This window comes from Caproicibacterium sp. XB2 (assembly GCF_044880635.1).
Taxonomy (GTDB): Bacteria; Bacillota; Clostridia; order Oscillospirales; family Acutalibacteraceae; genus Caproicibacterium; species Caproicibacterium lactatifermentans.
On sequence record NZ_CP173227.1, the window covers coordinates 1,041,639 to 1,067,957 of the forward strand.

Here is a 26,319-nt window from a genome sequence, read left to right on the forward strand (position 1 = left end):
AAGATTCAGTGCTGCTGCTTTTGCAGCGCTTCAGTCAATGCCTTTGCCAGCTGGTCTGGGCAGGAAGTAGGTTTTAACCCACAGTGGATACCACTGCAGCGGCGGATGACGTCCTCCGCCTTCATTCCCTTGACCAGCGCCGCAATGCCCTTTAAGTTACCGTTACAGCCGCCGATAACCTGCACATCGCGGATAATATCACCATCCAGCTGCAAACGGATTTCTCTGGAGCACGTTCCCTTTGTCTTGTATACATAATCCACAGTTGGTCCCTCCAAAGCGTTGACACTCAGGCACTTTCTGCCATGCTTCTCAGCCGGCAAACTTCGGTATCATCCGTTGTATAAGTGCCGAGCGGATAATGATGTTCCGCATACATGCCGCGGAAGTCTGAGCCGCCGGTCATCAGCAGGCCATACTGTTTAGCCATAGCCCGCAAACCTTTGCGGTCCTCTTCGCTGTTTAGCGGATGGCACACCTCCACACCGTCCAGTTCATGGGAAGCCGACATCTCCAAGAAGATATCATAGCTGTCAAACTGCCCCGGATGTGCCATCACGGCCAAACCACCGGCACCATGAATTTGCTGAATAACCTCATGGGTTTCCGGATAGCTGACCGGAATGTAGGCCAGACCGGTCTTTGGGGCAAATAGCTGACGGTACAAATCGCCAAACAGTTCGTCCGTATAACCGGCATCCAGCAGCGCATGCATCACATGCTGCGGAAAGATATTGGTGCTGCCCTGTGCACGGCGGGTAATCATTTCCACCGGCATGGGATACAGGTGCAGGACCTTCTGCAGCATTAAGAGTGCGGCGCGCCGCCGCATTTCTGCAATCCGTTTGCATAGGCCCGCCAGCCGTGCTGGATGTGGGCAGCAGTAACAAAGAATATGTACCTGCCTGCCCGTTTTGCCGTCCGTAGTGGAAAATTCCGCACCCGGAATCACCTCTACGCCCTTGCGTTTCCCGTACATAACCGCCCGTCCGGTTCCAGCAAAGGTGTCCTGGTCGGTAACTGCAATGGTGCTGAGCCCCCGCTTTTTCGCCAAATCCACCAGTTCGTCAATGCACAATGTGCCATCTGACATTTTCGTATGACAGTGTAAGTCCGCAGCCAAAAAGATCCTCCTCTTTCTCTGATATAACAAAATCTTTACTTTATATATTATTATAAAACAAATTCCGATGGGAATCAACAAACTGTATGACAGATAAGGCACAAAAGGGCACCGCATTCCTGCGGCGCCCTAAAAAAGTCGAGCTTTTCTGGTGAAAATATCACTTTTCCTGCAGGCGGGACACACTACGAAAAGTGTCCGCGCGGGCAGCCAGTTCATACTGATGGGCCGCGTTGAGAATAATATCTTCATGTCCAGCACCACCAATAAGCTGCATGCCGACCGGCATTCCCTGCCCGTCAAAGCCACACGGCACACTGACTGCCGGCAGGCCGACAATATTGACCGGCACTGTGCAGATATCCGTCTGATAGGTTTCCACCGCGTCCTGTGCAGTGAAACCGAACGGAAATGCCGTACGCGGTACTGTCGGTGCCAACAGGAAATCACACTGCTGGAAAACCGACTCAAACGCATGACGGATTTTTCGGCGCAGCATCTGCGCTTTCTTATAATAAGCATCATAATAGCCAGCACTCAGCACATAGGTGCCCAACAGAATACGGCGCTTCACTTCTTTGCCGAAGCCGGCACTGCGTGTCTTGGCAATCATATCATTCACACCAGTGTAGTGTTCTGCCTTTATGCCATAACGAATGCCGTCATAGCGGCCGAGGTTGGAGGAGGCTTCCGCACAGGCAAGAATATAATAGACCGGCAGCGCATATTTGATTTCCGGAATTGATAGCGGCACCAGCTCGGCGCCAAGGCCCTGATACACTTTTTGTGCCTGCTCCAGTGCCACCTGCACATCTGGCTGCAGGCCGTCAAAATATTCGGCCGCCAAGCCAACCCGTTTGCCCTTTAGGCTCTGCTGCAAAGCCGGAACCGCCGCACAGCGCGCGCCGGTACAAGTGCTGTCGCACGGGTCCTTTTGGGACAGCACATCAAATAAGATAGCCGCATCTTCGGCACAGTTTGCCAGCGGGCCAATCTGGTCAAAGGAGCTGGCATACGCAATCAGGCCATAACGGGACACCGCACCGTAGGTAGGCTTCAGCCCGACAATGCCGCAGAAGGAAGCCGGCTGACGGATAGAACCGCCGGTATCGCTGCCAATGCCGTACGCCGCCAAACCGGCGGAAACTGCGCTGGCAGCGCCACCGGAAGAACCGCCTGCCACACAGCCTGTGTTGTGCGGATTGCGTGCACCGCCGTAGCAGCTGGTTTCACAGCTGGAGCCCATGGCGAACTCATCCATATTGCTCTTACCGAGAAGTACTGCCCCCTGCTGCTGCAAAATCTGCCAAACAGCGGCATCATACACCGGACGGTAGCCGGAAAGGATGCGGGAACAACAGTCTGTATCAATGCCACGGGTGCTGATGTTGGCTTTCAGCGTCATAGGAACGCCCTCTACTGGACCGAGCGGCTCACCGGCTGCCAGTTTCCGGTCCACCTTTTCGGCGGCCGCCAAGGCAGTCTTTTCCGTCACGCAGGTATAGGCCCGCAAGTCGTCATTTTCACGCTGGACCGTCTGCAGATAGCGGCGGGTAAGCTCTGTGCAGGAGCACTCCCTTTTTCGATATAAATCCTGTATTTTATGAATCGTACTGAATGACTGCATAGGCCCTCCTTACGCGTGCGGCCGAACAACAAAGCTGCTGCCGTCTGTGTCCGGTGCATTGGCCAAAACTTCATCGCAGGTAAGGCCGGACTTTACTTCGTCTTCCCGCAGGACATTTTCCAGTCCGTTCTGGTCAGCGTACGCTTCTTCTTCCACGCTGACGGAAGCAATGGTGTCAGCAAAGGAAATGATTTCATTCATATCTTTTGTCAGGCCGTCCAGCTCTTCCGGAGCGACCTCCAGCTTTGCCAGCTTTGCAATTTTTAAAACATCCTCATGGGTAACCACGCTGATCCCTCCTTACCTGAGCTTGATGTGGACTTCTCGCAGCTGCTGCTCTGTTACCTTTCCAGGTGAACCCATCATCATATCCTGTGCGTTGGAGTTCATAGGGAACGCAATCACTTCACGGATGTTTTCTTCGCCAGTCAGCAGCATAACCATGCGGTCAATGCCGGGTGCCATGCCAGCATGCGGCGGTGCGCCGTACTGGAAGGCGTTGTACAGTGAAGTGAACTTTGTCTGCAGGTCCTGCTCAGTATAACCGGCAATTTCAAAGGCTTTTTTCATAATTTCAATATCGTGGTTGCGCACAGCGCCGGAAGAAAGTTCCACGCCGTCGCAGACAATATCATACTGATAAGCCAGTACTTCTTCCGGTGCTTTGTGAAGCAGTGCGTCCATTCCGCCCTGCGGCATGGAGAATGGGTTGTGCGTAAAGATATATTTGCCTGTTTCCTCGTCGATTTCGTACATTGGGAAGTCGACAATGAAGCAAAGTTCAAAACGACTTTCATCAATCAGGCCCAAACGGTGGCCAAGCTCCGTACGAATCTGCCCTGCCATCTGCGGTGCATTGGCTTTATCGTCCGCAATAAAGAAGATAACGCCGCCTTTATCGAGTCCGCTGCGGCGGAGCATTTCAGCGCGCTGCTCTTCGGTCAGATACTTATCAATGGGTCCTTTGTAGGTGCCGTCGTCCAGCGCCTCAATGTAGCCCAATCCCTTCATGCCAATCGATTCTGAAAAAGAAAGCATCGCCGCAAAGAAAGAGCGTGGCTGCTTGACACAATCCGGCACAACAATAGCGCGTACACATTTTTTGCGGAATGGTTTAAAGGTTGTTTCCGTAAACAGGTCCGACAAATCAATAATTTCCAGCGGGTTGCGCAGGTCCGGTTTATCGGTGCCATACTTCAGCATACTTTCCGCATAGGGAATGCGGCGGAACGGTGCAGGTGAAACTGCTTTTCCTCCGCCAAATTTCCGAAACGTATCGCCAATCACCTGCTCGGCAATGGTAAAAACGTCCTCTTGGGTGGCAAAGGCCATTTCAAAGTCCAGCTGATAGAACTCGCCGGGTGACCGGTCAGCGCGGGCATCCTCATCACGGAAGCAGGGCGCCACCTGAAAATAGCGATCAAATCCGGAGACCATAAGCAGCTGCTTGAAAATCTGCGGTGCCTGCGGCAGCGCATAGAAACGGCCCTTGTGTTTGCGGCTTGGAATCAGATAATCGCGCGCACCCTCTGGTGAGGAAGTGCTTAAAATAGGCGTCTGAATCTCCAAAAAGCCGAGGTCAGTCATTTTCTGGCGCAGATAAGAAATGACATGACTGCGCAGGACGATATTATTATGGACTTGGGGGTTTCGCAGGTCGAGATAGCGGTACTTCAACCGGACATCTTCTTTTGTTTCCCGGCTGGTAACAACATCAAACGGCAGTACAGCACGGCATTTGCCCAGCACCTGCAGGGAAGCTGCCTTTACTTCCACAGTGCCGGTGGCAATTTTCGGGTTAACAGTGTCTTCATCTCGCAGAATCACTTCACCGGAAACCGTCAGTGTGCATTCTTTATTGACATCTCTGAGCATTGCCTCATCGTGTACAACAATCTGGACAACGCCGTACTGGTCCCGCAGATCAAGGAACTGGACCCCACCGTGGTCACGGATATTTTCGACCCAGCCTGCTACACGGACAACTGTGCCGATGTCAGCTTCGCTGATTTCTCCGCAGGATTTTGTGCGGTACTGGTTCTTACAGATCATTCCTAGATTCCCCCTAGTCTAACAAATACAAGCAGATTTTGCAGATGTCTGCCGCAGGAAAGGAGCATCTGCAGTGCTTTATAGTATTAAAGTATATCATCTATTGCAGAATGATTCAACACAAATTGCAAGATTATACGATTTTCCATGCATTCCGCAAGGCAAGAACACCGGGAGCAATCTGTTCCAGCGGAATTCCAGCAAATCCAAGCGTCACCTGATTCTCCGGCCCGGGACACACACGCACATCATGGGCCGCTGCTAGTTCCGCCAGACGTGCCGGGGAAGGTGCGTCCTGCAGATGCAGCGTGACGCAAAGCGGTGTTTCCTGCAGGTGCAGCTGAGCACGCGCACCAAAAGCCTGATGCAGACAGCGGAGAAGCTGACTGCTTTTTTGGGCATATACTTTGCGCAGCCGACGCAACTGGCGTTCCAACTGACCGCTTTTCACATAATCAGCCAATGCCAACTGCTCCACTTTAGAGGCTGTCTGATTATAATGGGACGCACGTGCAAGATACAAGGGCAGCAGCCGCGGCGGCAGCACCATATACCCTACCCGTACACTTGGCAGCAGCAATTTTGAAAAGGAGCCGAAATAAATGACACGGCCGTCCGCCGCCATGCCCTGCATGGACGGAATAGGACGCGCACGGTAGCGCAGCTCTCCGTTATAGTCGTCCTCAATGAGCAGACCGCCCCGCTGTGCTGCCCACTGCAGCAGTTCCTGCCGCCGCAGCAGCGGAATAGGATTGCCGCAGCCCTGCCGGCTGGAAGGAGAAACATATGCAATTTTGGCACCGCTCTGTCGAAGGGCCTCCGGTTCCATGCCGCTTTTATCACCGGGCAAATGAACAACATCCATGCCGCAGTCGGCAAAAACCTGTTCCGCCTGTGGAAAGCCGGGTTCCTCCAGCGCAACCGCCCCGACACTTCCCTGCAGCAACCCACAAAGCAAATACAAAAGCGGCTGTGAACCGGCACCGATAACAACCTGTTCCGGAGAACAGACAACGCCGCGGGCACCGTAGCTGTAGGCACACAGCGCTTCCCGCAGCGGCAATTCTCCCTGGGGTTCACCATAGCTGACCAGTGCCTGCGGGCGGTTAAGCACCTCCCGAATATGGCGGCGCCAAATTTTCATATCTGCACAGGAGCTGTCTACAGAATCTGTGCCGAAGTTATAGCGTGGAAGATGACGTGGCGGGCACGTTACGGCTGCTGGCCGAGCCCCTCGGCGGCCTCCTCCAGTCAGGACAAAATAACCGCGCTGCGGGCGTGCTTCAATGTAGCCTTCTACACAAAGCTGCTGATATGCGCTTTCAATCGTTGTGCGGGAAAGGCCGAGGTCCTCACTTAGGCGGCGGATACTGGGCAGCTTCTGTCCGGGGCGCAGACTGCCACGCTGGGCGGCTGTGCGCAGCTGTTCATACAGTTGCTGATACAGCGGCTGTCCGTTCTTTTTGTCTATTTGAATATAGTCATATGTCAAAATGCTTTCCCCTTACTGAAACTGTGCTTCCTATTTTCTTCAGAAAGTATTTGTATATGCAGTACAGATGATTCATGTGCTGATTATAACAGACTTCAGCAGGCGTGTCAAAATACAAAAGGCGCTTTTGGAAAGCAGGATAAACCTGCCGAACCAAAAGCGTCTTTATGCTATTTATTTAAATGTAATGTATATGATATCCTAACTTTACGGAATGGCGTGCCATGCTGTTTCCAAAGCGACCTTCATCATATCATGGAAAGAATTCTGACGCTCCTCAGCAGACAGAGCTTCGCCGGTAAAGATGTGGTCCGAAATGGTCAGAATGCTCAGGGCCTTCTTATGGCAAGCCGCAGCAGTCCAATACAAACCGGCAGCTTCCATTTCAACCGCAAGGTGACCAAAATCGCGCAGTTTCTGATTCAAATCCGACTGCGGATAATAGAAAAAGTCAGACGAATAAACATTGCCGACAACGGCGTTTACTTTCAGTTCTTTCGCGGCTGCAACAGAATCTGCCAGCATTCCATAATCGGCAGCCGCAGCCAGCTGGCCGGGGATTCCATATGCATCACCATAAGACGAGTTGGTAGATGCGGCCATAGCAATAACAACGTCACGAACTTTTACCTTATCAGACAAACCGCCTGCGGAACCAATGCGGATGATGGCATCTACATCAAACTGGTTGTATAGTTCTGTAGCATAAATTCCCAGAGATGGGATACCCATGCCGCTGCCCATCACGGAAATCTTTTTGCCGCGGTAAGTGCCGGTGTACCCCAACATATTGCGTATCGTATTGAAGCAGACTGGATTTTCTAAGTAATGGTCCGCCACATGTTTTGCACGCAGCGGGTCACCAGGCATAAGAACTACTTTGGCAATGTCTGTGTTGTCTTTGACGGTAATGCTTGCTGATATTGAAGTCTTTGCCATAATTTTCCCCTTCTATTTAAAAATATAGCTATTTAAAAACTTATTTATTCTGCCCATAATGGTACAGCATGAAATCACGCATATAAGACACATCCTCTGCAGAAATGCTGCACGGCCGGCCAATGGTTAGCGCCTGCTGATAGACCTGCGCCGTCATTTCCAGCACCGTGCAAACTTTAAACGCCTGGTCCAGGTTGGCTCCAACGCACACAGCACCATGATTTGCTAACAGGCAGGCTGTGCCTTCCTTTCCCAATGCTTTCTGCACATTTTCAGCCAGCTGCTGCGTTCCCGGAAGCGCATACGGCGCAACCGATACCGTACCGCCTAAAGTCTGCGCCGCTTCGTCCAAAATGGGTGGAATCGGCTGATGGAGCACAGCGAACACCATGGAATGCATAGGGTGTGTATGGATAATAGCCTGTACGTCCGGCCGTGCCCCGTAAATATCGCGGTGCATTCCCTCTTCTACTGTTGGTTTGCGTGTGCCCTGCACAATCGTGCCGTCCACACGCACGACAACGATGTCTCCTTCTGTAAGAGTATCATACGGCATAGCAGACGGTGTCAAATAGATAAGCCCTGTTTCCGGGTCCCGTACGCTGAGGTTCCCCCATGTTTCCACCGTCAGGCCACTGTGCAGCATTTTCCGTCCTGCCTGCAGCAGTGCTTCTTTATAACCGCTCTTTATTTCTTCTTCACACCTGCTCATTGTTTTCTCCTATTATCCTGTTTTTCCTTTTTTATTTTACCTGTGATTACAAAAACAGTCAATGCCCTCTTAGAAGAAAACAGAATAAATGCATTTTCTAAAAAGAATCTCTAAAAAATGCAAAATAATCCTTGACATCATAAATAAAAGGGTGTATTCTATTAGAGCCGGTTCAAAAGGGGCAACAAAAAATATGAATCATTAGCTCAGTCGGTAGAGCACCTGACTTTTAATCAGGGTGTCCGGGGTTCGAATCCCCGATGGTTCACCAAAGGGAATCCGCATGGTTAAGCCGTCTTTAAGGTTTGACCATGCGGATATTTTTATTTGCGGGCATAAAAAATGTGCTTCCAAAAGGAAACACATTTTCGAACTAATTATAATCTAATTTAGTCTCTATAAGAATTCATCTTATTACATATCCAATTATCTAATTTAGCAACTACTGAATCGCCTGTATTGGGACTGGCAGTCCAGTAGCTATGGATAATTCCGATAATTCGATTTTGACTCTCAAGGCACGGCCTGCCGCTCATTCCCCCTATGGATTGCTAGCTGGTCGAAATAATGCGAGAACTGTTTACAGCGTCAACGTTACAACGTTGTAAATACAGATAGGCAGAATTCTTTTACTATTCCCCATAATTTTCACATTTCCCCCAAATGTCATGGAATTCTAAATACAAGTAGGCTACTAACCGTCAATCTTTGTCACTTGCGATGTCACAATATCCTTTTTATAGGAGTAATTGTTTTTGGAAGATGGGAGCGTATTCTGTGACCATTGAGTGGCTTCACCGGGAACAGGTTTTGCATTTTCCATAATCCGATTAAATGTGATGCGGCCTTCTTCGCCACCTTTCGTAAGCAACAGTTGCAGTTCCTCAGATGTGATACCGAATCCACTATAGTTTGTCTCTTTTGCCTTTGTAATGATTTGTTGAAGGGAGTCCCCAACATATGCGGAAAAAATTTTGGATATTTTCCCATTGCTGGTCATATAAATTCCGGTTTCTCCTTTCTCTACACAAGAAAAGCCAAACAGATATGTCGTTGTTCCATCAGCATTTTTTGTAGGCTTTCCCGCAACAAATGTCTTTAGAACTTTTCCATTTCCAACGGCGTAACTGACTTTTGTACTTTTGATTTTTGGTGTGATTAGGAAACAATACTTTTCACCGACCGAAAACAATGTCCTGCTCGTTGTATCCGACTCAACATTGTCGACCATACCGGCTGCATAGGAAGGCACCGCAACAAAGCTAACAAAGCTGAAAAGTAATGCGGCACATATCAGAATCTTCCCCATCCATTTATAAACTGATGATTCATTTTGCTCCTCCTTTTTTTAATGTGAAATGGTCCAATATCATCTATAAAAAGAATACAGCTTTTTATCCAGATGCCAATATGTGGAACACAAGGATTATAAAAGAATTTAGTATTTCTTTTTTATTAGTAACAGTTGTGCCGGTCATAGCAGCCGCACTGTCCAGCAACTCAATTGTTGAAGATGTTGGCCGGTTGTGGTTTCCATTAAATTCGCATACAAATTCCTGATACGCGATACCCCGATAATCTCATCTTTTGCGTATCCGTCTAGTGATGAATGCAATCAGAACTTCCTTAACAGTTGCTGCTATATGGTAAAGGTGGGGACTTTTTGTAATCTTAATTGACAAATCAATCATAAAAGGGGTAAAATAACAGTAAAATGAGGAACAAAATGGATATAAAATACAAAACAAACTGGAAGATGAGAAAAAGGATCATACCAATCATAGGCACTACCATAATAATGGCTGCCGCAGTCATTCCTGCATCGGCAGCAGATGTTATTACGCAGAAAGTTGACTATACTCAGAACATACAGCAAATCTCCCGGCTGTAATTTGCGTACCATCTTTTTATATTGCGGCCTATTGAAATCCTTTCCAGATTGCTTATCTGTATAAATGCATCTATCTAAAACAGATTTTCTTATGCATTGCAATTCGTTGCCTATCTTCGTTTTGGTCCATGCTTGATACTCGAATATATCCATAAACTTTGCTTGCCATCTGTTGGCCTCCATTACGTATATCTAGTACATCGGTTTCATGTATGGTCAAACAAATATTTTACAAGATTATAGATGTATTGAATAGTCGTATGCTGATTTTCGAGTTGGTTCAGTATGGGCGGTATTTTCGTTCAGTGAACAAGAAAAGGCGGAGGAAAAGAACCTCCGCCTTTTCTTTGCTACTCTAGTCATTTATTATTCTTTTTTCTGTGCCGGGCGTACAAGAATGCCAGCGTCTGTTCCAACCATTTCAATGGCCTGGCCTTGGAACATCCCAAAGCGATCACGCAAACTTTTCGGGATAACCAACCTTCCCAACTTATCTATGCATCTGATTTCACCAATCGCATAAATGGTAATGTTTCCTTTTAAAGACTGATTCATAAAAGTTCATCTCCTTTATTTATAAAGAAGGTCCGCCATACTGGCGGACCTTCTGCTGCAATCTGGCAGGCTGCATCTGTTTCTCCAGTACAGCTGCGTTTCTTCTATAATCAACTAAGACGTCATTCCAATTGTTTAGGGCTGGAGTATGCACAAGGATGTTGATACTTATTCCCAAATTCTTTCTGTATACGAACCGTTGCATTTTGCCCGACTGTTATAGTGTGCCCATTTTCGGCGGTGTCCACGTTAAGACCCAAAATAATGTTCTTGACACTTGGATGATCTTTTAAAAACTGCGTAAGGACATACGACGTTGATACGCCGCCCAAAGAAATCATCGGATAATCCATGCGTGGACTCTGCAGCTCCTTACACATAGACCAGTAACTCATAGCTTCAATCGGACTTTCAAAGACACAGACCGTGCTGGCCGCAGGACCCGCAGCATTCTCGTTGATAGTAAAACCATAATCTTTGCGTGAACCTATAACATCCACTTTGTACTTACCGGACATAACGCGCAGAGGAGCATAATACGGCTCTTTCTGCAACGTATAGCCAACCATAATGACATTTTGATAGGCTGCCGTACGTCTGAACTGCACTAAATCATGTATCGTGCTAGCTGGAATGCATGGTACAACCCGTTCTCCTTTCGGATTGTGCGTGTAAAGCGTTACCGTTTGCAGCGGAATATCCTGAAACTTGTCCGCAAAACGTTCCTTTACAGTGTACCAGGCTTGTCCCTGGCCGTCATATCCTGCAATATCAAAGTGCGCATATGTTAATGCCTTGATAAACTTTTCCATCCCTTTGTAATGAAACATATAGCCTATATATGCTATATCTATATCATTTTTGTTGCATCAGTCTTAATTCCTGCTGATAATTACTCAAAACATTCCCTATACCGGGAAGCTACGTTAAAGTTATAAATACAGAAGGACATGGCAACCCTCCACATATAGAAGCTGAAACAGGAGTAAAAATTGTGATGTTACATTTAGTAACGGGGAATATCACAGATGGCTGGCTAACTTCGAATTGGCAAATCCAGTGTAAATATAATTCCACCCATATTCTAACAGTTTACTGATGAATATGGGTGGAATGTTGCTTCGGGTAGATGCTTTTCTACTCGGATAATCATTATATTTATTTAGATATCACATTATTGAGTATGAATCCGCTTTTCGGCAAAGTCGGTATTCTTGCCATATTATAACCTAAATTCTGATCCGGCACTTTGTAATCAATCTTATTCATAAGAAAGTTAAGTGTAGCTTTCATAATTTCAACGGTAATACTTTCTCCAGGGCAGCGGTGTCCGTTGGCAGGATCACCCCCACCATGTGGGATAAACTCAAACGGATTGTATTGCCAATTTCTGAACCGTTCCGGCTGAAATTCATACGGCTTATCCCATATACGTGAATCGTGATTTATGCCGTATACATCAAGAAGTACGAGTGTTCCTGTTTTAAACTCGCAACTATTCCAGACAAATTCTTTTTTTACTTTTGCCCCGACAAAAGGGGTAAAGGGGTAAAAACGCCGCACTTCCTGCACAAACATGTGGGGCGCATCGGCATCGCTTAGCAACATATTTTTATACTCAGGATGTTCATGCAATGCCAAAGCCATAAACGTAATATAAGTTGAAATGGCGACTATAGGGCGAATTAAGTTAATCAGTTCCTTTGCCGCCATATTAATCTCCAGCAAATTACCGTCAAGTTCTTTATAATTCGCCACCTTATAAAGCGCTGATACTTCAGGGACATTTAACCTGCCTGCCCGTACATTATCTACAATATTTTCTATCCATTTTTCTGTTTTTGTCCTCGCTGCTCTCCCTTTCCAATACCTTGGTCCAACAGCTCCAAAAGCGTCAATCATTTTAGCAAAATCGTCCGCATATTCCTTAGTTTCAGATTCTAATAACGGAACGCCAGCCCATTTGCAGGCCGTTTTACATAAAACAATCTTTGCTTCGTCAAAAAGTTTAATCTTTTCAGCCGTTTCCCATCTGGGTATAACAGCTTCCCATTCCTTATAGGCAAGATCGGCAAGCGTCTTTGGATGCTGATTATTTGTCAGCGACATAAAAAGAGATTTGCGGTGTAAATGCGCCTCGCTATCCATTCCCTGTATAGCATTTTCACCGGTAAGGGTTTTTTGTACCCGTTTAGGCGCCGCACCACTGCGCACAAACCGTTCCGTATCGTAGAATATTTCCGCTGCTTCTTTTCCGGTTATACATATTACTTCCTGTCCCAATAAGTGTGTTTTAAATAAATCAGATTTATGTTTATCCATCCTGTTTTTTATATACAGATAACCTTCTTGTGACAGGGCAAGGGTTTCATCCATATTTTTTTCATGTGGAGTATTGGTTTTTGGCATAGGCGAATTGTTCCTTTCTATACCTAAATAAATATATTGGAATACACTTGATACAGTAAAACCAGTTTTACTGATATGATCCCTTTATTTTGCTGCTGCCATCATATTGCATTCATTTGCACAAGTACGGCATTCATCAGCACATTTTTGGCAATGTATGTCTTTAAACATATCGCATTCCGTTGCACAATCATTGCACATTGTAGCACAAAGTTTGCACAAATCCATTGCATACTTAGCGTCCATTGACATAAAAGATGCCGCTTCTTTACAGATGCAGGCACATTCGTTTAGCATTGCAATACATTTTTTTCTTGCGGTGACATCCGGCTCACTGAGGCACATTGTCATACATTCCATACAAGCCTGTGCGCACCTGTTACAAGCATCAATACATTTTTGATATTTGTCAATTGCCTTGTTAACAATTCCCATAATTAAGATTACCTCCTTTTCGGTTTATATTAGCATTACTAATAAAATATAAAAAATACATTGACCTAACCAATAAAAACCTTACACCGTAATCTCCGTTCCGTTCACGAGCTTAAGGTGGTCATTCCATACATCGAGTGAGGAGCTCACGGTCTCGGTCGGTGCGCCTTGAGCATCGTATCTTGTGACCCCCTCGTTTTCCCTGAAGGATTTTTTGACCGTCTTCTCGACTACTTCAATTTCCTGCTGCAATAAAGCCGACCGGCAGACCATTTTTCAGCACAAGCAGAAAGCACTTCATTTTCCCTTGCTTCTCGACGGTATAACCAATTTTTCAAGGTATTCAACAATCTCATCCATATCACTTGTTTCTTTCTTCCACGCCCTGCTGCGGCTGTATCCTTGCGTTATTGATGCGGTTGGCTTCCATTTGTGCGTCCTTTAGGTTCTCGTCAAGAGTTGCTGCCTTTTCAAAGTCGCCATGCTCCAGTTTTTGCTGAAATTCCTTGATGTCCGTAGTCCCAAACGCTTGTACCATTTTCTGCTGCAAATTCGCTCGCCTCGGCATTGGAAATCCGTTACTTTGTTCCCGCTAATTCAAGTTCATGATGAACCATTGTGGCCTTATGCGGCCGAGATACTGCAGCAAGCGCCGCAGACAGTGCCTGTACCTTATCACTGCATTGCAGCGCGTTACTAACAAGCAGATTGTCAACATCCGTCTGGCTGATAGCCAAGCCACCGGGACAGGTGTCCCTGCTGGCCGAGGTCAATTAACAGCACCTTTTTCCAAGTGACTGAAGTCCGGCACCAATGTTCAGTGCCGTTGTTGTTTTGCCAACTCCACCTTTTTCGATTGCAGACGTTATCCGGCACTTTCCTAGCAATCCAGTGACGGCCGCCGATGGTTTCAAATCACAGGCTGTCCGTCCTGCGCCGGATAATACTTAACCAGTGGGTCCGCTCCCAACACCCGCGGATCAGAAGTAATGTTTTCCGTAGCTGGCATCTCAGATGCCCACTTCCTCCACAGCATTTGGTACAGCCGTAAACCGCATGAGATTTTGAGGCAGTTTAATAGTCACACGGGAAAGTACGGATTGATAAGTTGCGTACTATTCCCCGGGATGAATCGTTACGAATTTTTTGGGTTAAAAAATGTCCCAAACTGGAATTATCGTTTCGTGCAATCATAGTTGAACCGTCATAAGAAGCTTCTTTCAACCAGAATTGCTATACAAGCCATAAGTATCTATCCTCACCATTATCTTTTATGTATATGTAGTAGCGTTTAAAGCCTCCGTTCCAAGGACTGCGTTCTGATATTCCATTGTTCCTGCCGAGTTTTTCATGTAAGTATTCCCCTTTTGCTTTACCATATTGTGATTCACTTCCCTATGTGACCAAAAACTCACAAAACATCTTCCAATGTTTTTATTTTATAGTATAATAAGATAAACAGATAGGAGACGGAGATGATAAAATGGAAAAAAGCAGGCCGTATGCAGCGCATATCAGAGAAACAGACGGAACTGTACAAACTGTCCAGGAACACTTGAAAAATGTCGCCGCAATGGCACGCACGTTTGCGGAACCTTTTGGTGCAGGTGATATGGCGTACCAATGCGGGCTGGCACACGACATTGGGAAATTCTCGGCGGGCTTTCAGCACCGTATTTGGGACAACGATTCCAAAAGAGACCACTCCACAGCAGGTGCGCAGGAACTGATGCATTTGGCCGGAAACGTATGTACCCTGCTGCCAGCCTACTGCATCGCCGGACATCACGCCGGGCTGATGAACGGCGGCGGACGGTATGATAAGAGTGAAACTTCCGGAACACTGATGGGGCGGCTTCAGAAAAAGCTGCCGGAAGACTATCAAATATATAAAAAATTTGTGCAGCTGAAAGTTCCACAGCCGCCGAAACTGCAGCTGCTCGGTCAAAAGGGCTTTACCCTCTCCTTCTTTACGCGAATGCTGTTTTCCTGCCTTGTGGATGCCGATTTTCTGGATACCGAAGCATTTATGAAAGGCAAAGACGCTGGGCGTGGCAGCGGCAGCAGCATTCCAGAGTTGTCGCTGAAACTGAATAACTATGTCCAAGAAAAGCATTGGCTAAATGCAAAGGAAGGGCTGAACGGAAAGCGCAGCGAAATCCTAAAAGCCTGCATGGATACAGGCAAAAACGCCGACAAGGGACTGTTTACACTGACCGTGCCGACCGGCGGCGGAAAAACCGTTTCTTCCCTTGCATTTGCGCTTCATCACGCGGAGAAGCACCACATGAAGCGGGTCATTTATGTTATTCCGTATTGCTCAATTATTGAACAGACCGTTGATGTTTTCAGCGAAATTCTCGGCAGCGAAAACGTACTTGCTCATTACTCCGGTGCGCAGTACGACGACGACCAGAATGAAAAAATCTCCCCAAAACGTCTGGCGGCCGAAAACTGGGATATGCCTGTCATTGTAACGACCGCTGTGCAGTTTTTTGAGTCACTGTTCTCCAATCGGACTTCTGCCTGCCGCAAACTGCACAACATTGCAGACAGCGTGATTATCTTTGATGAAGCACAAACGCTGCCGCTGTATTACTTAAAACCATGTATAGACGCAATTGCCGAACTCACAGTGAATTACGGTACCTCCTGTGTGCTGTGCACCGCGACGCAGCCAGCCCTCGGAAACCTTTTCCATACATATGCTCCCACACTAAAAGCAACGGAAATCTGCCCAAACACACAGGAACTTTACAAACTATTCCGCCGCGTACAGTACCAGCAGCTTGGGGCCCTAACGGATGAAGAACTGGCGCAGCGGCTGAACCGCTGTGAGCAGGTGCTGTGCATTGTTTCCACCCGAAAACAGGCCAGAAATCTTTATGGCCTGCTGGACAAGCCCGGCAGTTTTCATCTGTCTACTTTGATGACGCCGGAACACAGGCGGACCGTCTTAAAAACAATACGAAAGCGCCTGCAGGCAGGCCAGTCCTGCCGTGTGGTTTCCACCAGTTTGATAGAAGCCGGCGTCGATGTTGACTTTCCCACCGTTTATCGTGCTTATGCCGGCCTTGATAGCGAAATCCAGGCAGGTGGCCGCTGTAACCGGGAAAACAAACGTCCGCCGCAAGACAGTATCGTTTATCTATTCAAACCAGAAAACAAATATAAAACAAATGACACCATGAAGCGTCCGGCAGAAGAAGCATATGACGTAACACGTGACAGAGATGATATTGACTCGCCAGACGCAATAACGGAATACTTCAGCCGCCTTTATAAGGATACTGGTCATGCACTCGATCTGAAAGACATTGTAAAGGGCTTTGAAGACGGCGTGCAGCAGGGCTTTCGGTTTCCGTTTCAAACAGCCGCCCGTGATTTCTGTATCATTGAAAACAATACATGGACGGTGCTTATCCCGCGTGACGACAACAGCCGCCGAATCGCTGTGCTGTTTGACCAGCCAGGGTTCCAGCCGAGCCGCCGCACTTTCCGTAAGATGGGACCATACTGTGTCAGCATTTATCCAGACCATTTTAAGGAACTATCCCCCTCTCTGCACATCATTGGCGACCAACTCGCCGTGTTGACTGTTCCGAACCTATATGACGAAGATACCGGACTTCAGTTTCAAAATGACGGTGGGTTTGGATACATAGAGTAAACATAAAAAGAGCCGGTTAGGAAGTAAAAGAGATGATACTGCGAATGACTGTTTCCATACACTTATCCAAAATTGTAAAATTTTCAGAAAGGAAGCGACTGCCTTTTGAGTTACGGTTTACAGGTAGAGGTCTGGGGAGATTACGCTCTCTTCACCAGACCAGAACTAAAAACGGAACGAATGAGCTATGAAATCATTACGCCGTCGGCCGCACGGGGGTTGATTGAAAGTATTTACTGGCATCCAGGCTTGCACGTGGTGATAGACAGGATTTATGTTCTCCGGAAATTTGGCACAGAACTGGCTGACCCGTCCATCTCTGCGGAAGAAAATCCGATTCAGTTTACGAATATTCGGCGAAACGAAGTGAAAAGCAAAGTACAGGCGGCACAGGTAAAGCGCATGATGGAGGGCGGCCCTGTGCCAATGATTAACACCAGTGATGACATTCAGCAGCGTGCCTCCACCGTACTGCGGGATGTTCATTATGTACTGGAAGCACACTTTGAAATGACCGACAAAGCTGCCCTATGCGATAATGAAGGCAAATTCAAAGATATTTTCCGCCGCAGGCTGGAAAGCGGCAAGTGCTACTCTCAGCCGTACTTTGGCTGCCGTGAGTTTCCGGCACATTTTCGTGCATGGTCGGGCGGAGAAATTCCTGCTGTGAACTACACAAAGGATTTGGGACTGATGCTGTATGACCTGGATTACAGCAATCCTCAGGACATACAGCCCATGTTCTTCCACGCCATGCTGAAAAATGGTGTTGTGCAGGTCTCCGGAGAGAGGGTGCTGAAATGATTCTGCAGTCATTGGTCAGGCATTATGATGCACTGGCGGCCGGAAATCTCATCTCCCCTGCCGGTTGGTGTACAGCAAAAGTTTCGCTGGCGCTCCGGATTGCGCCTGACGGCACCCTGTTAAACATGATTTCCCTAAAAGTACCATCTAAAAATGGGAAAAAAGAAGTTCCGCAGCCCATGCAGGTACCGGAACAAGTTAAAAAGACTTCTGGTGTTGCCGCTAATTTTTTATGTGACAATGGCAGCTATCTGCTGGGAATAGACGACAAAGGAAAGCCAGAACGTACCCAAAAGTGCTTTGAAGCAGCAAAAGAGCTGCATCATGCCGTACTAGACCATACAGAAAGTGAAGCCGCCAAAGCAGTCCTTCACTTTTTTGACACATGGGATATCAATACTGCGGCAGAAAATGAAAAGCTGACCGATTATTTGGACGAAATCGAAGCCGGAGCGAATCTCGTTTTTGAAATGCCGGACGGCACAAGAGTGCATGAGGACTCTGCTGTTCGAACAGCGTGGGAACAGTACCACACAAAAATACCGGACGATGCAGTACGGATGCGCTGCCTAGTCACGGGAGAAGAAGCCCCTATTGCCCGGCTTCATCCAAGCATTAAGGGAATTAACGGTGCGCAGCCTTCCGGCGCTTCTTTGGTTTCCTACAACGCACCCGCTTTTGAGTCCTATGACCACACGCAGGGCCTAAACGCACCGGTCAGTGAAATAGCAGCATTCAAATACGGCACTGCGCTAAACTATATGACCGCGGACAGGGACCATATCCAGCATATTGCGGATACAACGGTCCTGTATTGGACCGAAGGCGCTGAACCATTGGAACAGGATATTTGGAACACCGCTGTGTTTGGCTCTGACAGCAAAGTTACAGAAGCGGACCTAAAAGGAATCATTGATGCACTGGCAAACGGCGGCAGCACGATCTTTCAGGACACGGTGATTCAGTACGATACTCCCTTCTATGTCCTTGGGTTGGCACCGAACGCTTCCCGCCTGTCTGTACGGTTCTTCCTGCAGAACAAGTTTGGCCGTATGCTGCAAAACCTTATGGAACACAATGAGCGCTTGAAAATCATTCAGCCCATGGGCGAAACGCATGAGCTGCCCCTCTGGACGCTGCTAAATGAAACAGCAAATCAAAACTCCAAAAACAAAGCGCCGCCTGCGCCTATGGCTGCCGCTGTGCTGACGTCTATTCTAATGGGGACAGACTATCCTTCTTCCCTTTTTGAAAATGTTATGCTGCGCATACGCGCAGAGCACGACATCAATTGGAAAAAAGCCGCGATTATAAAAGCCTATTTCCTGAAAAACAAAGAAATCACAATACCAGAGGAGGTATTAAAAGTGGAACTGAACAAAGATAGTGACTATATGCCGTACGTTCTCGGGCGGCTGTTCGCCGTACTCGAAATGGTACAAAAGACGGCAACCCCGGGTATAAAAGCAACCATTCGTAATAAATACTTTACCAGTGCCAGCGCAACGCCATCAACTATTTTCCCGTTGCTGCTGAGCCTTTCTCAGCACCACCAGCGCAAACTTTCCGAAGGTTCTAAAATCTATTACGATAAAATTATCACAGAGCTGGAAAACCGCATCCATAAAACACTGCCGACACGTTTTTCTCTGCAGGAACAGGGTGCCTTTTACCTTGGCTATTACCATGAAAAGCAGGACCTTTTCACTTCTAAAAAAGAGAAAGAAAACAGCAAAGCTGAGGAGGATAACTGATTATGAGTGAGCCTATCAAGAACCGCTATGAATTCGTTGTACTTTTTGATGTGGAAAACGGCAATCCAAACGGTGACCCGGACGCCGGAAACATGCCGCGTATTGACCCAGAAACCGGCCTTGGGCTGGTAACAGACGTCTGCCTGAAACGCAAAATCCGCAACTATGTGGAAACGGTAAAAGACGATGCCCCGGGATATCGCATCTATATTAAAAAAGGTGTGCCGCTTAACCGCAGCGACGACGAAGCGTTTGAGCAGGTCGGCATTTCAAATGCAGCTGAAACAAAAGACTTGAAAAAGCTGATTAAAGAAGCAAAGAAAAATAATGATGTTGATAGAGCTGTTCGTGACTATATGTGCAGTCAGTTTTACGATATCCGCACGTTTGGCGCCGTTATGACAACCATGGTCAAGGGTGCACTGAATTGCGGACAGGTCCGCGGCCCGGTTCAGCTTAGTTTTTCACGCTCTGTGGACCCTGTAATTGCGCAGGAAATTTCCATTACCCGCGTTGCAATCTCCACAGAAGACGATGCTGAAAAGAAAAACAATGAAATGGGCTCAAAGTACATTGTTCCATATGGCCTTTATCGCTGTGAAGGATATATTTCCGCCAACCTTGCGCGCAAATCAACCGGTTTTTCTGAGGAGGACCTAAACCTGCTGTGGGATGCTATCATCAATATGTTTGAGTATGACCGTTCCGCCGCACGCGGCCAGATGGCCGTACGCAAGCTGATTATCTTTAAGCACAACTCTGAATTAGGCTGCGCGCCGGCCCATAAACTCTTTGACCTAGTAAAGGTGGACAGAAAATACCTGACGGAAGGCAGAACCGCTCCGCGCAGCTACAGCGACTATACCGTAACGGTAGATGAAGCAAATCTGCCGGACGGCGTAACCTGCGAACAGAGGGACTGATGATGCCCGCGGCGGAAGAGGATTATCGGCAGCTTTCTGAACTGCAGCATTTTTCGTTTTGCCGCAGACAGTGGGCGCTGATACACATTGAACAGCAATGGTCGGAAAATCTGCGCACAGCAGAAGGCAGCCTAATGCACAACAGAGTACATGACGAAAGTCAAACCGAGCTGCGCGGTGACACGCTTGTGGTACGCGGTATGCGGGTAAAATCGGATAGACTCGGTGCAGTTGGTATCTGCGACGCAGTTGAATTTCATAAAGATGATGCTGGTATTACTCTGTACGGCAGAGAAGGCCGTTGGCTGCCACGCCCAGTGGAATATAAGCACGGCAGGCCAAAATCGTATGATGCGGATAAACTGCAGCTGTGCGGTCAGGCAATGTGCCTGGAGGAAATGCTCTGCTGTAGGATTGCGTCCGGCGACCTTTTCTATGGCGAACCGCACCGCAGAACAGAAGTGCTTTTTACACAGGAGCTGCGCAGCGAAGTGGAATCTTCCCTAAAAGAAATGAATGAGTTGTACCGCAGAGGTTATACACCGAAGGTAAAACGCACCAAATCCTGTAATGCCTGTTCCCTAAAAGATGTTTGCCTTCCGGAACTAAATAAGGCCGGTTCCGCAGCATCATACCTGAAGTCACATACTCAGGAGGACGAATGAAGCATTTGTTAAATACACTCTTTGTATTGAGTGAGGACAGCTACTTATCTTTGGAAAATGAAAATGCCGTTATCCATGCAGGAGATGGTACACGAAAAATGCTGCCGCTGCTGGGGCTTGAAAATATTTTCTGTTTTTCATATAAAGGAGCAAGTCCCGCCCTTGCGGGAGAATGCGCAAAGCGCGGTATTGGACTGACATTCTTAACGCCAACCGGCCGCTTCCTCGCCAGGGTCAGCGGAAGGTCACAGGGAAACGTGCTGCTTAGAAAAAAACAGTACCGCATTTCCGACAATACTGCTGAAAGCTGCCTTGTCGCGAGATGCTTCATTTTTGGAAAACTTTACAACAGCCGCTGGTGCCTGGAACGCATTGCCAGAGACCATGCCATGCGGGTAAATGCAGCACTGCTGAAGGACACTTCACAGTTCCTTGCGGAAAAGTCAAAGCAGATTCTTACCGTAACGGACCTTGATACCCTACGCGGATTGGAAGGAGAAACGGCAGCGAGATATTTCAGTGTGTTTGACCAAATGATTATCAATCAGAAAAAAATGTTTTCGTTTTCCGGACGATCCAGACGACCTCCGCTAGACAGAGTTAATGCGATGCTGTCTTTTGGCTATCGGCTGCTCGCCAGCGACTGCGCCGCCGCACTGGAAAGTGTTGGCCTGGATTCCTACGTTGGATTTATGCACCGCGACCGTCCCGGCAGAGAATCCCTTGCTCTTGATTTGATGGAAGAACTCCGAAGTGTGCTGGTAGACAGACTGGTCATTACAATGATTAATACCCGTGAAATTAACGCAAAGCAGTTTGAAAGAATGGAAAATGATGCCGTTCTGCTGAATGACTCAGGCCACCGAACATTTATAAAAGCGTGGCAGACACACAAACGGGAAGAAATCAAGCACCCATATCTGCACGATAAAATGCAATGGGGTCTTGTCCCCTATGTTCAGGCACTGCTGCTCGCCCGCTATTTGCGCGGCGACCTAGACGCTTATCCGCCCTTCCTGTGGAAATGAGGTAGCTTAGATTGCTGGTACTGATTACCTACGATGTTAATACAGAAGATGCTGCTGGCAGAAAGCGCTTGCGACACGTTGCCAAAGAATGTGTGAAACACGGTCAGCGCGTGCAGTGCTCTGTTTTTGAATGTCTGCTTGACAACGCACAGTGTAAGGTACTGCAGGCAACATTATGTAAAATAATCGATATAGAAAAGGATAGTCTGCGATTTTACTATCTTGGCAAAAACTATAAGAATAAAGTTGAGCATTTTGGTGCAAAAGCAGGTTATGACCCGGAAGGAACGTTGATTTTTTAATGCGAACCGGTATCAATCATAGAAATGCCCTATCTTTCGCACCTGAAAACTGCAGAAAAGCAATACTGGGAGGTCAAAAAAGAATAAAAAGGACGATACTAAAATGAGTCCCTTTGTGTTTTTACAGAAAATGTACAAATGTTAAAATAAGTGTTTGTATATTTTTACTGTCGCTCCCTACACGGGAGCGTGGATTGAAATACCTGTTTCCACCTGTTTCCACCATGTTGCCACACGTCGCTCCCTACACGGGAGCGTGGATTGAAATATGCGTCGAGATAGCACCGCCCAGCTTGTCCAGCTGGTCGCTCCCTACACGGGAGCGTGGATTGAAATCCGATTGTGCTCTATTCGTTCCTGTTGCGCTGCCACGTCGCTCCCTACACGGGAGCGTGGATTGAAATCAAATGTCATTGCGGCTTTTCAGCGCATCAAGGGTCGCTCCCTACACGGGAGCGTGGATTGAAATCACTGCCGGAGTCTCCGAGAATTAAAACGGATATGCCGTCGCTCCCTACACGGGAGCGTGGATTGAAATACTCGAGTAGCGGCTCGGCTAGCCGCTACTCCGGTCGCTCCCTACACGGGAGCGTGGATTGAAATAATGATGGATTAATTTATGTATGTACAAACCCATGTCGCTCCCTACACGGGAGCGTGGATTGAAATATCATCCTTCCCGTCTATCCAGTCGAATAAACTGTCGCTCCCTACACGGGAGCGTGGATTGAAATCTTCTGCTTAGCAAGCTGCATAGCCTGCCTTATAGTCGCTCCCTACACGGGAGCGTGGATTGAAATACGAAGGTTACCGGAAACGCAGACATGGATGCGGTCGCTCCCTACACGGGAGCGTGGATTGAAATAAAGATGTGCTTTTTTCCCGCATCCGGATAAGTCGTCGCTCCCTACACGGGAGCGTGGATTGAAATAGCGAACTGTCGACAAACTTAATGTTTTCCATTATGTCGCTCCCTACACGGGAGCGTGGATTGAAATTTTAAATCTGCTACGTAAGGCTAGCAGGTCATCGTCGCTCCCTACACGGGAGCGTGGATTGAAATAATGCTCTGCAGCAGGTAACGTCTGGAAACAGGAGTCGCTCCCTACACGGGAGCGTGGATTGAAATGCATTGATGACATCGAATGTCACAAAGTGGACTAGTCGCTCCCTACACGGGAGCGTGGATTGAAATATTCCGCGTTCTATCGTCGCAGGCGACTCCACGGGTCGCTCCCTACACGGGAGCGTGGATTGAAATCGTATCGGTTTTATACTTTTCCTGCAGGTCGGAAGTCGCTCCCTACACGGGAGCGTGGATTGAAATTTAATGAGTCAGCAAGTCATTTAGAAACTACTAAGTCGCTCCCTACACGGGAGCGTGGATTGAAATCGCCACTAAGTCTAAATCCATCAAAGTTTCCCGCGGTCGCTCCCTACACGGGAGCGTGGATTGAAATCTTGTCCCACTCGATTATTCTGCCAATCGAGTTGAGTCGCTCCCTACACGGGAGCGTGGATTGAAATATTTGAAATCGTCCGAACTTTCACATTTGTGAACAGTCGCTCCCTACACGGGAGCGTGGATTGAAATCGCCGTTATCTACTGCAAAAGACTTTGCTCCAAAAGTCGCTCCCTACACGGGAGCGTGGATTGAAATAAGAACTACTTTTTCATCTGGGAGAACAAAGTCGTCGCTCCCTACACGGGAGCGTGGATTGAAATAAATGGGCTTGTGAGTCTGGAGCGTATTTCGGAGTCGCTCCCTACACGGGAGCGTGGATTGAAATCCGCATCCGGATAAGTCTGTAGAAGGAAATCACGAGTCGCTCCCTACACGGGAGCGTGGATTGAAATTCCCTGCGCCGGGTGTACAAGCCAGTATTTACCCGGTCGCTCCCTACACGGGAGCGTGGATTGAAATATGGGCGACGAACTTATGGCAGCCAAAGACGCGAAGTCGCTCCCTACACGGGAGCGTGGATTGAAATATAACCGTAGTGAGCGTGTCGATGGCCGTACTGGGTCGCTCCCTACACGGGAGCGTGGATTGAAATATACACGCTTGACCGTAGATTGTCCTTGTAGCGGGTCGCTCCCTACACGGGAGCGTGGATTGAAATACAAATGCGGCAGCCTTACGGCGGTATGGCGTTGGTCGCTCCCTACACGGGAGCGTGGATTGAAATCACTTTTTCCGGGGAGAATTTTAAGTGGTACACCACGTCGCTCCCTACACGGGAGCGTGGATTGAAATATCTTCATAGGGTCATCAGCGCCGCGGAAAAGAATGTCGCTCCCTACACGGGAGCGTGGATTGAAATCAGAGCCACAGATAGTCGTTTGTGATTAAGCTCGGTCGCTCCCTACACGGGAGCGTGGATTGAAATAGAGCCGGGTGGGTGGATGTGGTACAGGCTCTAGTCGCTCCCTACACGGGAGCGTGGATTGAAATGACACCGGGAAGATTTGCCCCAACTGCGGCGAACAGTCGCTCCCTACACGGGAGCGTGGATTGAAATTATATTTATTATACATCTATTATATACTATATTGTCGCTCCCTACACGGGAGCGTGGATTGAAATTTGACACTCGGGTATGCGGCTTTATAAGCCCGTGTCGCTCCCTACACGGGAGCGTGGATTGAAATACTCGCCATCCCGTGTTATGGCCGATGTTGTCGGGTCGCTCCCTACACGGGAGCGTGGATTGAAATAACAACTGCAAGTGAAGGGGCTTAATCATGTATGGTCGCTCCCTACACGGGAGCGTGGATTGAAATTGAATTATTGAAAGACCATCATATGACACAAGCAGGTCGCTCCCTACACGGGAGCGTGGATTGAAATAAGTACTACTTTTTCATTTGGAAGAACAAAATCGTCGCTCCCTACACGGGAGCGTGGATTGAAATCTCCATGTCCATGCCGAGGTGTTGACTGATATCCGTCGCTCCCTACACGGGAGCGTGGATTGAAATTGTACCTGCACCGCAGGCTTATTTGTGGTTTCACTGTCGCTCCCTACACGGGAGCGTGGATTGAAATGCTGAATCATACAAAGTTCCTTGGCCATGTCGATAGTCGCTCCCTACACGGGAGCGTGGATTGAAATCACAGCAGCGGATGCACAGGTCCAGAAGCTGCAGGTCGCTCCCTACACGGGAGCGTGGATTGAAATCGCTATTGCAGATGTATCTATTGCAGGCAAAGGCGGTCGCTCCCTACACGGGAGCGTGGATTGAAATGAGTGCTCGCTCCCTGCCTGATGCTCACTGGGACCGTCGCTCCCTACACGGGAGCGTGGATTGAAATTTTACAACAACGACTGGGACTGGGCAACACGGCAGGTCGCTCCCTACACGGGAGCGTGGATTGAAATTGACCGCAACAGTGATGCCAAATTGTTCAAGCAGTCGCTCCCTACACGGGAGCGTGGATTGAAATATAATGAACACATTGCTCTGTAGTTAACTCAAAGTGTCGCTCCCTACACGGGAGCGTGGATTGAAATAGCAGGTAGTCCTTGACGGTGGAAAACGCGGATTCGTCGCTCCCTACACGGGAGCGTGGATTGAAATGGATACGTCGTTACGTTCGGCAACTTATATCGTGTCGCTCCCTACACGGGAGCGTGGATTGAAATAAATCGTTAGGAATGGTGGAATCTTGCATGATTGGTCGCTCCCTACACGGGAGCGTGGATTGAAATCCTGATTTTTTAGCAGGCCAGTCCAGCGCCATTTGTCGCTCCCTACACGGGAGCGTGGATTGAAATCATCTGTATCCCAGTTGGTACCGCAAAATTTGGCGGTCGCTCCCTACACGGGAGCGTGGATTGAAATCGCTGCATCCAGCTCTGCTGCGGCTGTTAGCAGGTCGCTCCCTACACGGGAGCGTGGATTGAAATATTGCGTAAATGCAACCACGCTTTAG

General features: G+C 48.1%; 33 protein-coding genes and 1 tRNA gene. 20 read left to right on the forward strand and 14 right to left on the reverse strand.

Annotation, left to right across the window (positions count from 1 at the left end; genetic code table 11):
- Positions 1 to 5: 5 nt before the first annotated feature.
- The 8 genes from ACIHKT_RS05035 to ACIHKT_RS05070 form a co-directional block, all read right to left on the reverse strand.
- Positions 6 to 263, reverse strand: coding sequence for a TIGR03905 family TSCPD domain-containing protein (locus ACIHKT_RS05035; RefSeq protein WP_086035836.1), 258 nt, complete (start codon positions 261 to 263; stop codon positions 6 to 8).
- 26 nt (positions 264 to 289) lie between these two features.
- A complete protein-coding gene (locus tag ACIHKT_RS05040) occupies positions 290 to 1,123 on the reverse strand; it encodes a PHP domain-containing protein (RefSeq protein WP_086035837.1) in 834 nt (277 codons plus the stop codon).
- A gap of 160 nt (positions 1,124 to 1,283) precedes the next feature.
- Positions 1,284 to 2,750 (reverse strand): Asp-tRNA(Asn)/Glu-tRNA(Gln) amidotransferase subunit GatA, encoded by a 1,467-nt coding sequence (gatA, locus tag ACIHKT_RS05045; protein WP_086035838.1) that lies wholly within the window; start codon positions 2,748 to 2,750, stop codon positions 1,284 to 1,286.
- A 9-nt stretch (positions 2,751 to 2,759) separates the two neighbouring features.
- A complete protein-coding gene (gene gatC / locus ACIHKT_RS05050) occupies positions 2,760 to 3,038 on the reverse strand; it encodes an Asp-tRNA(Asn)/Glu-tRNA(Gln) amidotransferase subunit GatC (protein ID WP_086035839.1) in 279 nt (92 codons plus the stop codon).
- 12 nt (positions 3,039 to 3,050) lie between these two features.
- Positions 3,051 to 4,802 carry an aspartate--tRNA ligase gene (aspS, locus tag ACIHKT_RS05055; RefSeq protein WP_086035840.1) on the reverse strand — a complete coding sequence of 584 codons (1,752 nt, stop codon included), beginning with the start codon at positions 4,800 to 4,802 and terminating at the stop codon, positions 3,051 to 3,053.
- A gap of 133 nt (positions 4,803 to 4,935) precedes the next feature.
- Positions 4,936 to 6,294 carry a PLP-dependent aminotransferase family protein gene (locus tag ACIHKT_RS05060; RefSeq protein ID WP_157658938.1) on the reverse strand — a complete coding sequence of 453 codons (1,359 nt, stop codon included), beginning with the start codon at positions 6,292 to 6,294 and terminating at the stop codon, positions 4,936 to 4,938.
- 207 nt (positions 6,295 to 6,501) lie between these two features.
- Complete coding sequence (gene deoD / locus ACIHKT_RS05065) at positions 6,502 to 7,233, reverse strand: purine-nucleoside phosphorylase (RefSeq protein WP_086035842.1); 732 nt, start codon at positions 7,231 to 7,233, stop codon at positions 6,502 to 6,504.
- Between the two features lie 40 nt (positions 7,234 to 7,273).
- Entirely contained in the window at positions 7,274 to 7,945 is a 672-nt protein-coding gene (locus tag ACIHKT_RS05070) for a class II aldolase/adducin family protein (protein ID WP_086035843.1), read from the reverse strand.
- 195 nt (positions 7,946 to 8,140) lie between these two features.
- On the opposite strand from ACIHKT_RS05070, the gene ACIHKT_RS05075 reads away from it, so the two are divergent.
- Positions 8,141 to 8,216, forward strand: a tRNA-Lys gene (locus tag ACIHKT_RS05075).
- 423 nt (positions 8,217 to 8,639) lie between these two features.
- On the opposite strand, the gene ACIHKT_RS05080 is transcribed toward ACIHKT_RS05075, so the two are convergent.
- The 6 genes from ACIHKT_RS05080 to ACIHKT_RS05105 form a co-directional block, all read right to left on the reverse strand.
- Positions 8,640 to 9,254 carry a hypothetical protein gene (locus ACIHKT_RS05080; protein ID WP_086035844.1) on the reverse strand — a complete coding sequence of 205 codons (615 nt, stop codon included), beginning with the start codon at positions 9,252 to 9,254 and terminating at the stop codon, positions 8,640 to 8,642.
- Positions 9,255 to 10,202: 948 nt separating this feature from the next.
- On the reverse strand, positions 10,203 to 10,391 hold the full coding sequence (locus tag ACIHKT_RS05085; RefSeq protein ID WP_086035845.1) for an AbrB/MazE/SpoVT family DNA-binding domain-containing protein: 189 nt from the start codon (positions 10,389 to 10,391) through the stop codon (positions 10,203 to 10,205).
- Between the two features lie 122 nt (positions 10,392 to 10,513).
- Complete coding sequence (locus tag ACIHKT_RS05090) at positions 10,514 to 11,221, reverse strand: hypothetical protein (RefSeq protein ID WP_404351784.1); 708 nt, start codon at positions 11,219 to 11,221, stop codon at positions 10,514 to 10,516.
- A 328-nt stretch (positions 11,222 to 11,549) separates the two neighbouring features.
- The gene (locus ACIHKT_RS05095; protein WP_086035847.1) at positions 11,550 to 12,800 is read right to left on the reverse strand and encodes a cytochrome P450; all 1,251 of its coding nucleotides are present in this window, start codon (positions 12,798 to 12,800) and stop codon (positions 11,550 to 11,552) included.
- 84 nt (positions 12,801 to 12,884) lie between these two features.
- Positions 12,885 to 13,235 carry a four-helix bundle copper-binding protein gene (locus ACIHKT_RS05100; RefSeq protein WP_086035848.1) on the reverse strand — a complete coding sequence of 117 codons (351 nt, stop codon included), beginning with the start codon at positions 13,233 to 13,235 and terminating at the stop codon, positions 12,885 to 12,887.
- 361 nt (positions 13,236 to 13,596) lie between these two features.
- Complete coding sequence (locus tag ACIHKT_RS05105; RefSeq protein ID WP_086035850.1) at positions 13,597 to 13,785, reverse strand: hypothetical protein; 189 nt, start codon at positions 13,783 to 13,785, stop codon at positions 13,597 to 13,599.
- Between the two features lie 933 nt (positions 13,786 to 14,718).
- Here ACIHKT_RS05105 and ACIHKT_RS05110 point away from each other — a divergent pair.
- The 19 genes from ACIHKT_RS05110 (at position 14,719) to ACIHKT_RS05200 (ending at position 26,319) form a co-directional block, all read left to right on the forward strand.
- A complete protein-coding gene (locus tag ACIHKT_RS05110; protein WP_086035852.1) occupies positions 14,719 to 16,905 on the forward strand; it encodes a CRISPR-associated helicase/endonuclease Cas3 in 2,187 nt (728 codons plus the stop codon).
- A 105-nt stretch (positions 16,906 to 17,010) separates the two neighbouring features.
- Positions 17,011 to 17,709, forward strand: a complete 699-nt coding sequence (gene cas5c / locus ACIHKT_RS05115) for a type I-C CRISPR-associated protein Cas5c (protein WP_086035853.1) — start codon at positions 17,011 to 17,013, stop codon at positions 17,707 to 17,709.
- Positions 17,706 to 19,463, forward strand: a complete 1,758-nt coding sequence (gene cas8c / locus ACIHKT_RS05120; protein ID WP_174193100.1) for a type I-C CRISPR-associated protein Cas8c/Csd1 — start codon at positions 17,706 to 17,708, stop codon at positions 19,461 to 19,463. Before cas5c ends, cas8c begins: the two co-directional genes overlap by 4 nt.
- A 2-nt stretch (positions 19,464 to 19,465) precedes the next feature.
- A complete protein-coding gene (cas7c, locus tag ACIHKT_RS05125) occupies positions 19,466 to 20,386 on the forward strand; it encodes a type I-C CRISPR-associated protein Cas7/Csd2 (RefSeq protein ID WP_086035855.1) in 921 nt (306 codons plus the stop codon).
- Positions 20,387 to 20,388: 2 nt separating this feature from the next.
- Complete coding sequence (gene cas4 / locus ACIHKT_RS05130; RefSeq protein WP_086035856.1) at positions 20,389 to 21,051, forward strand: CRISPR-associated protein Cas4; 663 nt, start codon at positions 20,389 to 20,391, stop codon at positions 21,049 to 21,051.
- Positions 21,048 to 22,079: a type I-C CRISPR-associated endonuclease Cas1c gene (gene cas1c / locus ACIHKT_RS05135; RefSeq protein WP_086035857.1), complete on the forward strand. Its 1,032-nt coding sequence runs from the start codon at positions 21,048 to 21,050 to the stop codon at positions 22,077 to 22,079. The genes cas4 and cas1c overlap by 4 nt, the downstream gene beginning before the upstream one ends.
- Before the next feature lie 11 nt (positions 22,080 to 22,090).
- Positions 22,091 to 22,381 carry a CRISPR-associated endonuclease Cas2 gene (cas2, locus tag ACIHKT_RS05140; RefSeq protein WP_086035858.1) on the forward strand — a complete coding sequence of 97 codons (291 nt, stop codon included), beginning with the start codon at positions 22,091 to 22,093 and terminating at the stop codon, positions 22,379 to 22,381.
- A gap of 268 nt (positions 22,382 to 22,649) precedes the next feature.
- Entirely contained in the window at positions 22,650 to 22,847 is a 198-nt protein-coding gene (locus ACIHKT_RS05145) for a hypothetical protein (RefSeq protein ID WP_404351794.1), read from the forward strand.
- A complete protein-coding gene (locus tag ACIHKT_RS05150) occupies positions 22,844 to 22,981 on the forward strand; it encodes a hypothetical protein (protein ID WP_404351797.1) in 138 nt (45 codons plus the stop codon). The genes ACIHKT_RS05145 and ACIHKT_RS05150 overlap by 4 nt, the downstream gene beginning before the upstream one ends.
- A 19-nt stretch (positions 22,982 to 23,000) precedes the next feature.
- On the forward strand, positions 23,001 to 23,126 hold the full coding sequence (locus ACIHKT_RS05155) for a hypothetical protein (protein ID WP_404351800.1): 126 nt from the start codon (positions 23,001 to 23,003) through the stop codon (positions 23,124 to 23,126).
- A gap of 400 nt (positions 23,127 to 23,526) precedes the next feature.
- A complete protein-coding gene (locus ACIHKT_RS05160; protein ID WP_404351803.1) occupies positions 23,527 to 23,712 on the forward strand; it encodes a hypothetical protein in 186 nt (61 codons plus the stop codon).
- Complete coding sequence (locus ACIHKT_RS05165; RefSeq protein ID WP_404351806.1) at positions 23,702 to 23,905, forward strand: hypothetical protein; 204 nt, start codon at positions 23,702 to 23,704, stop codon at positions 23,903 to 23,905. The genes ACIHKT_RS05160 and ACIHKT_RS05165 overlap by 11 nt, the downstream gene beginning before the upstream one ends.
- Before the next feature lie 63 nt (positions 23,906 to 23,968).
- Complete coding sequence (locus ACIHKT_RS05170) at positions 23,969 to 24,109, forward strand: hypothetical protein (protein WP_404351808.1); 141 nt, start codon at positions 23,969 to 23,971, stop codon at positions 24,107 to 24,109.
- A 123-nt stretch (positions 24,110 to 24,232) separates the two neighbouring features.
- Positions 24,233 to 24,370 (forward strand): hypothetical protein, encoded by a 138-nt coding sequence (locus ACIHKT_RS05175; RefSeq protein ID WP_404351811.1) that lies wholly within the window; start codon positions 24,233 to 24,235, stop codon positions 24,368 to 24,370.
- Entirely contained in the window at positions 24,307 to 24,636 is a 330-nt protein-coding gene (locus ACIHKT_RS05180) for a hypothetical protein (protein WP_404351814.1), read from the forward strand. Before ACIHKT_RS05175 ends, ACIHKT_RS05180 begins: the two co-directional genes overlap by 64 nt.
- Before the next feature lie 721 nt (positions 24,637 to 25,357).
- Entirely contained in the window at positions 25,358 to 25,495 is a 138-nt protein-coding gene (locus ACIHKT_RS05185) for a hypothetical protein (RefSeq protein ID WP_404351817.1), read from the forward strand.
- Positions 25,458 to 25,628 (forward strand): hypothetical protein, encoded by a 171-nt coding sequence (locus tag ACIHKT_RS05190; RefSeq protein WP_404351820.1) that lies wholly within the window; start codon positions 25,458 to 25,460, stop codon positions 25,626 to 25,628. The genes ACIHKT_RS05185 and ACIHKT_RS05190 overlap by 38 nt, the downstream gene beginning before the upstream one ends.
- A gap of 63 nt (positions 25,629 to 25,691) precedes the next feature.
- Entirely contained in the window at positions 25,692 to 25,853 is a 162-nt protein-coding gene (locus ACIHKT_RS05195) for a hypothetical protein (protein ID WP_404351823.1), read from the forward strand.
- 301 nt (positions 25,854 to 26,154) lie between these two features.
- Positions 26,155 to 26,319 (forward strand): hypothetical protein, encoded by a 165-nt coding sequence (locus ACIHKT_RS05200; protein ID WP_404351826.1) that lies wholly within the window; start codon positions 26,155 to 26,157, stop codon positions 26,317 to 26,319.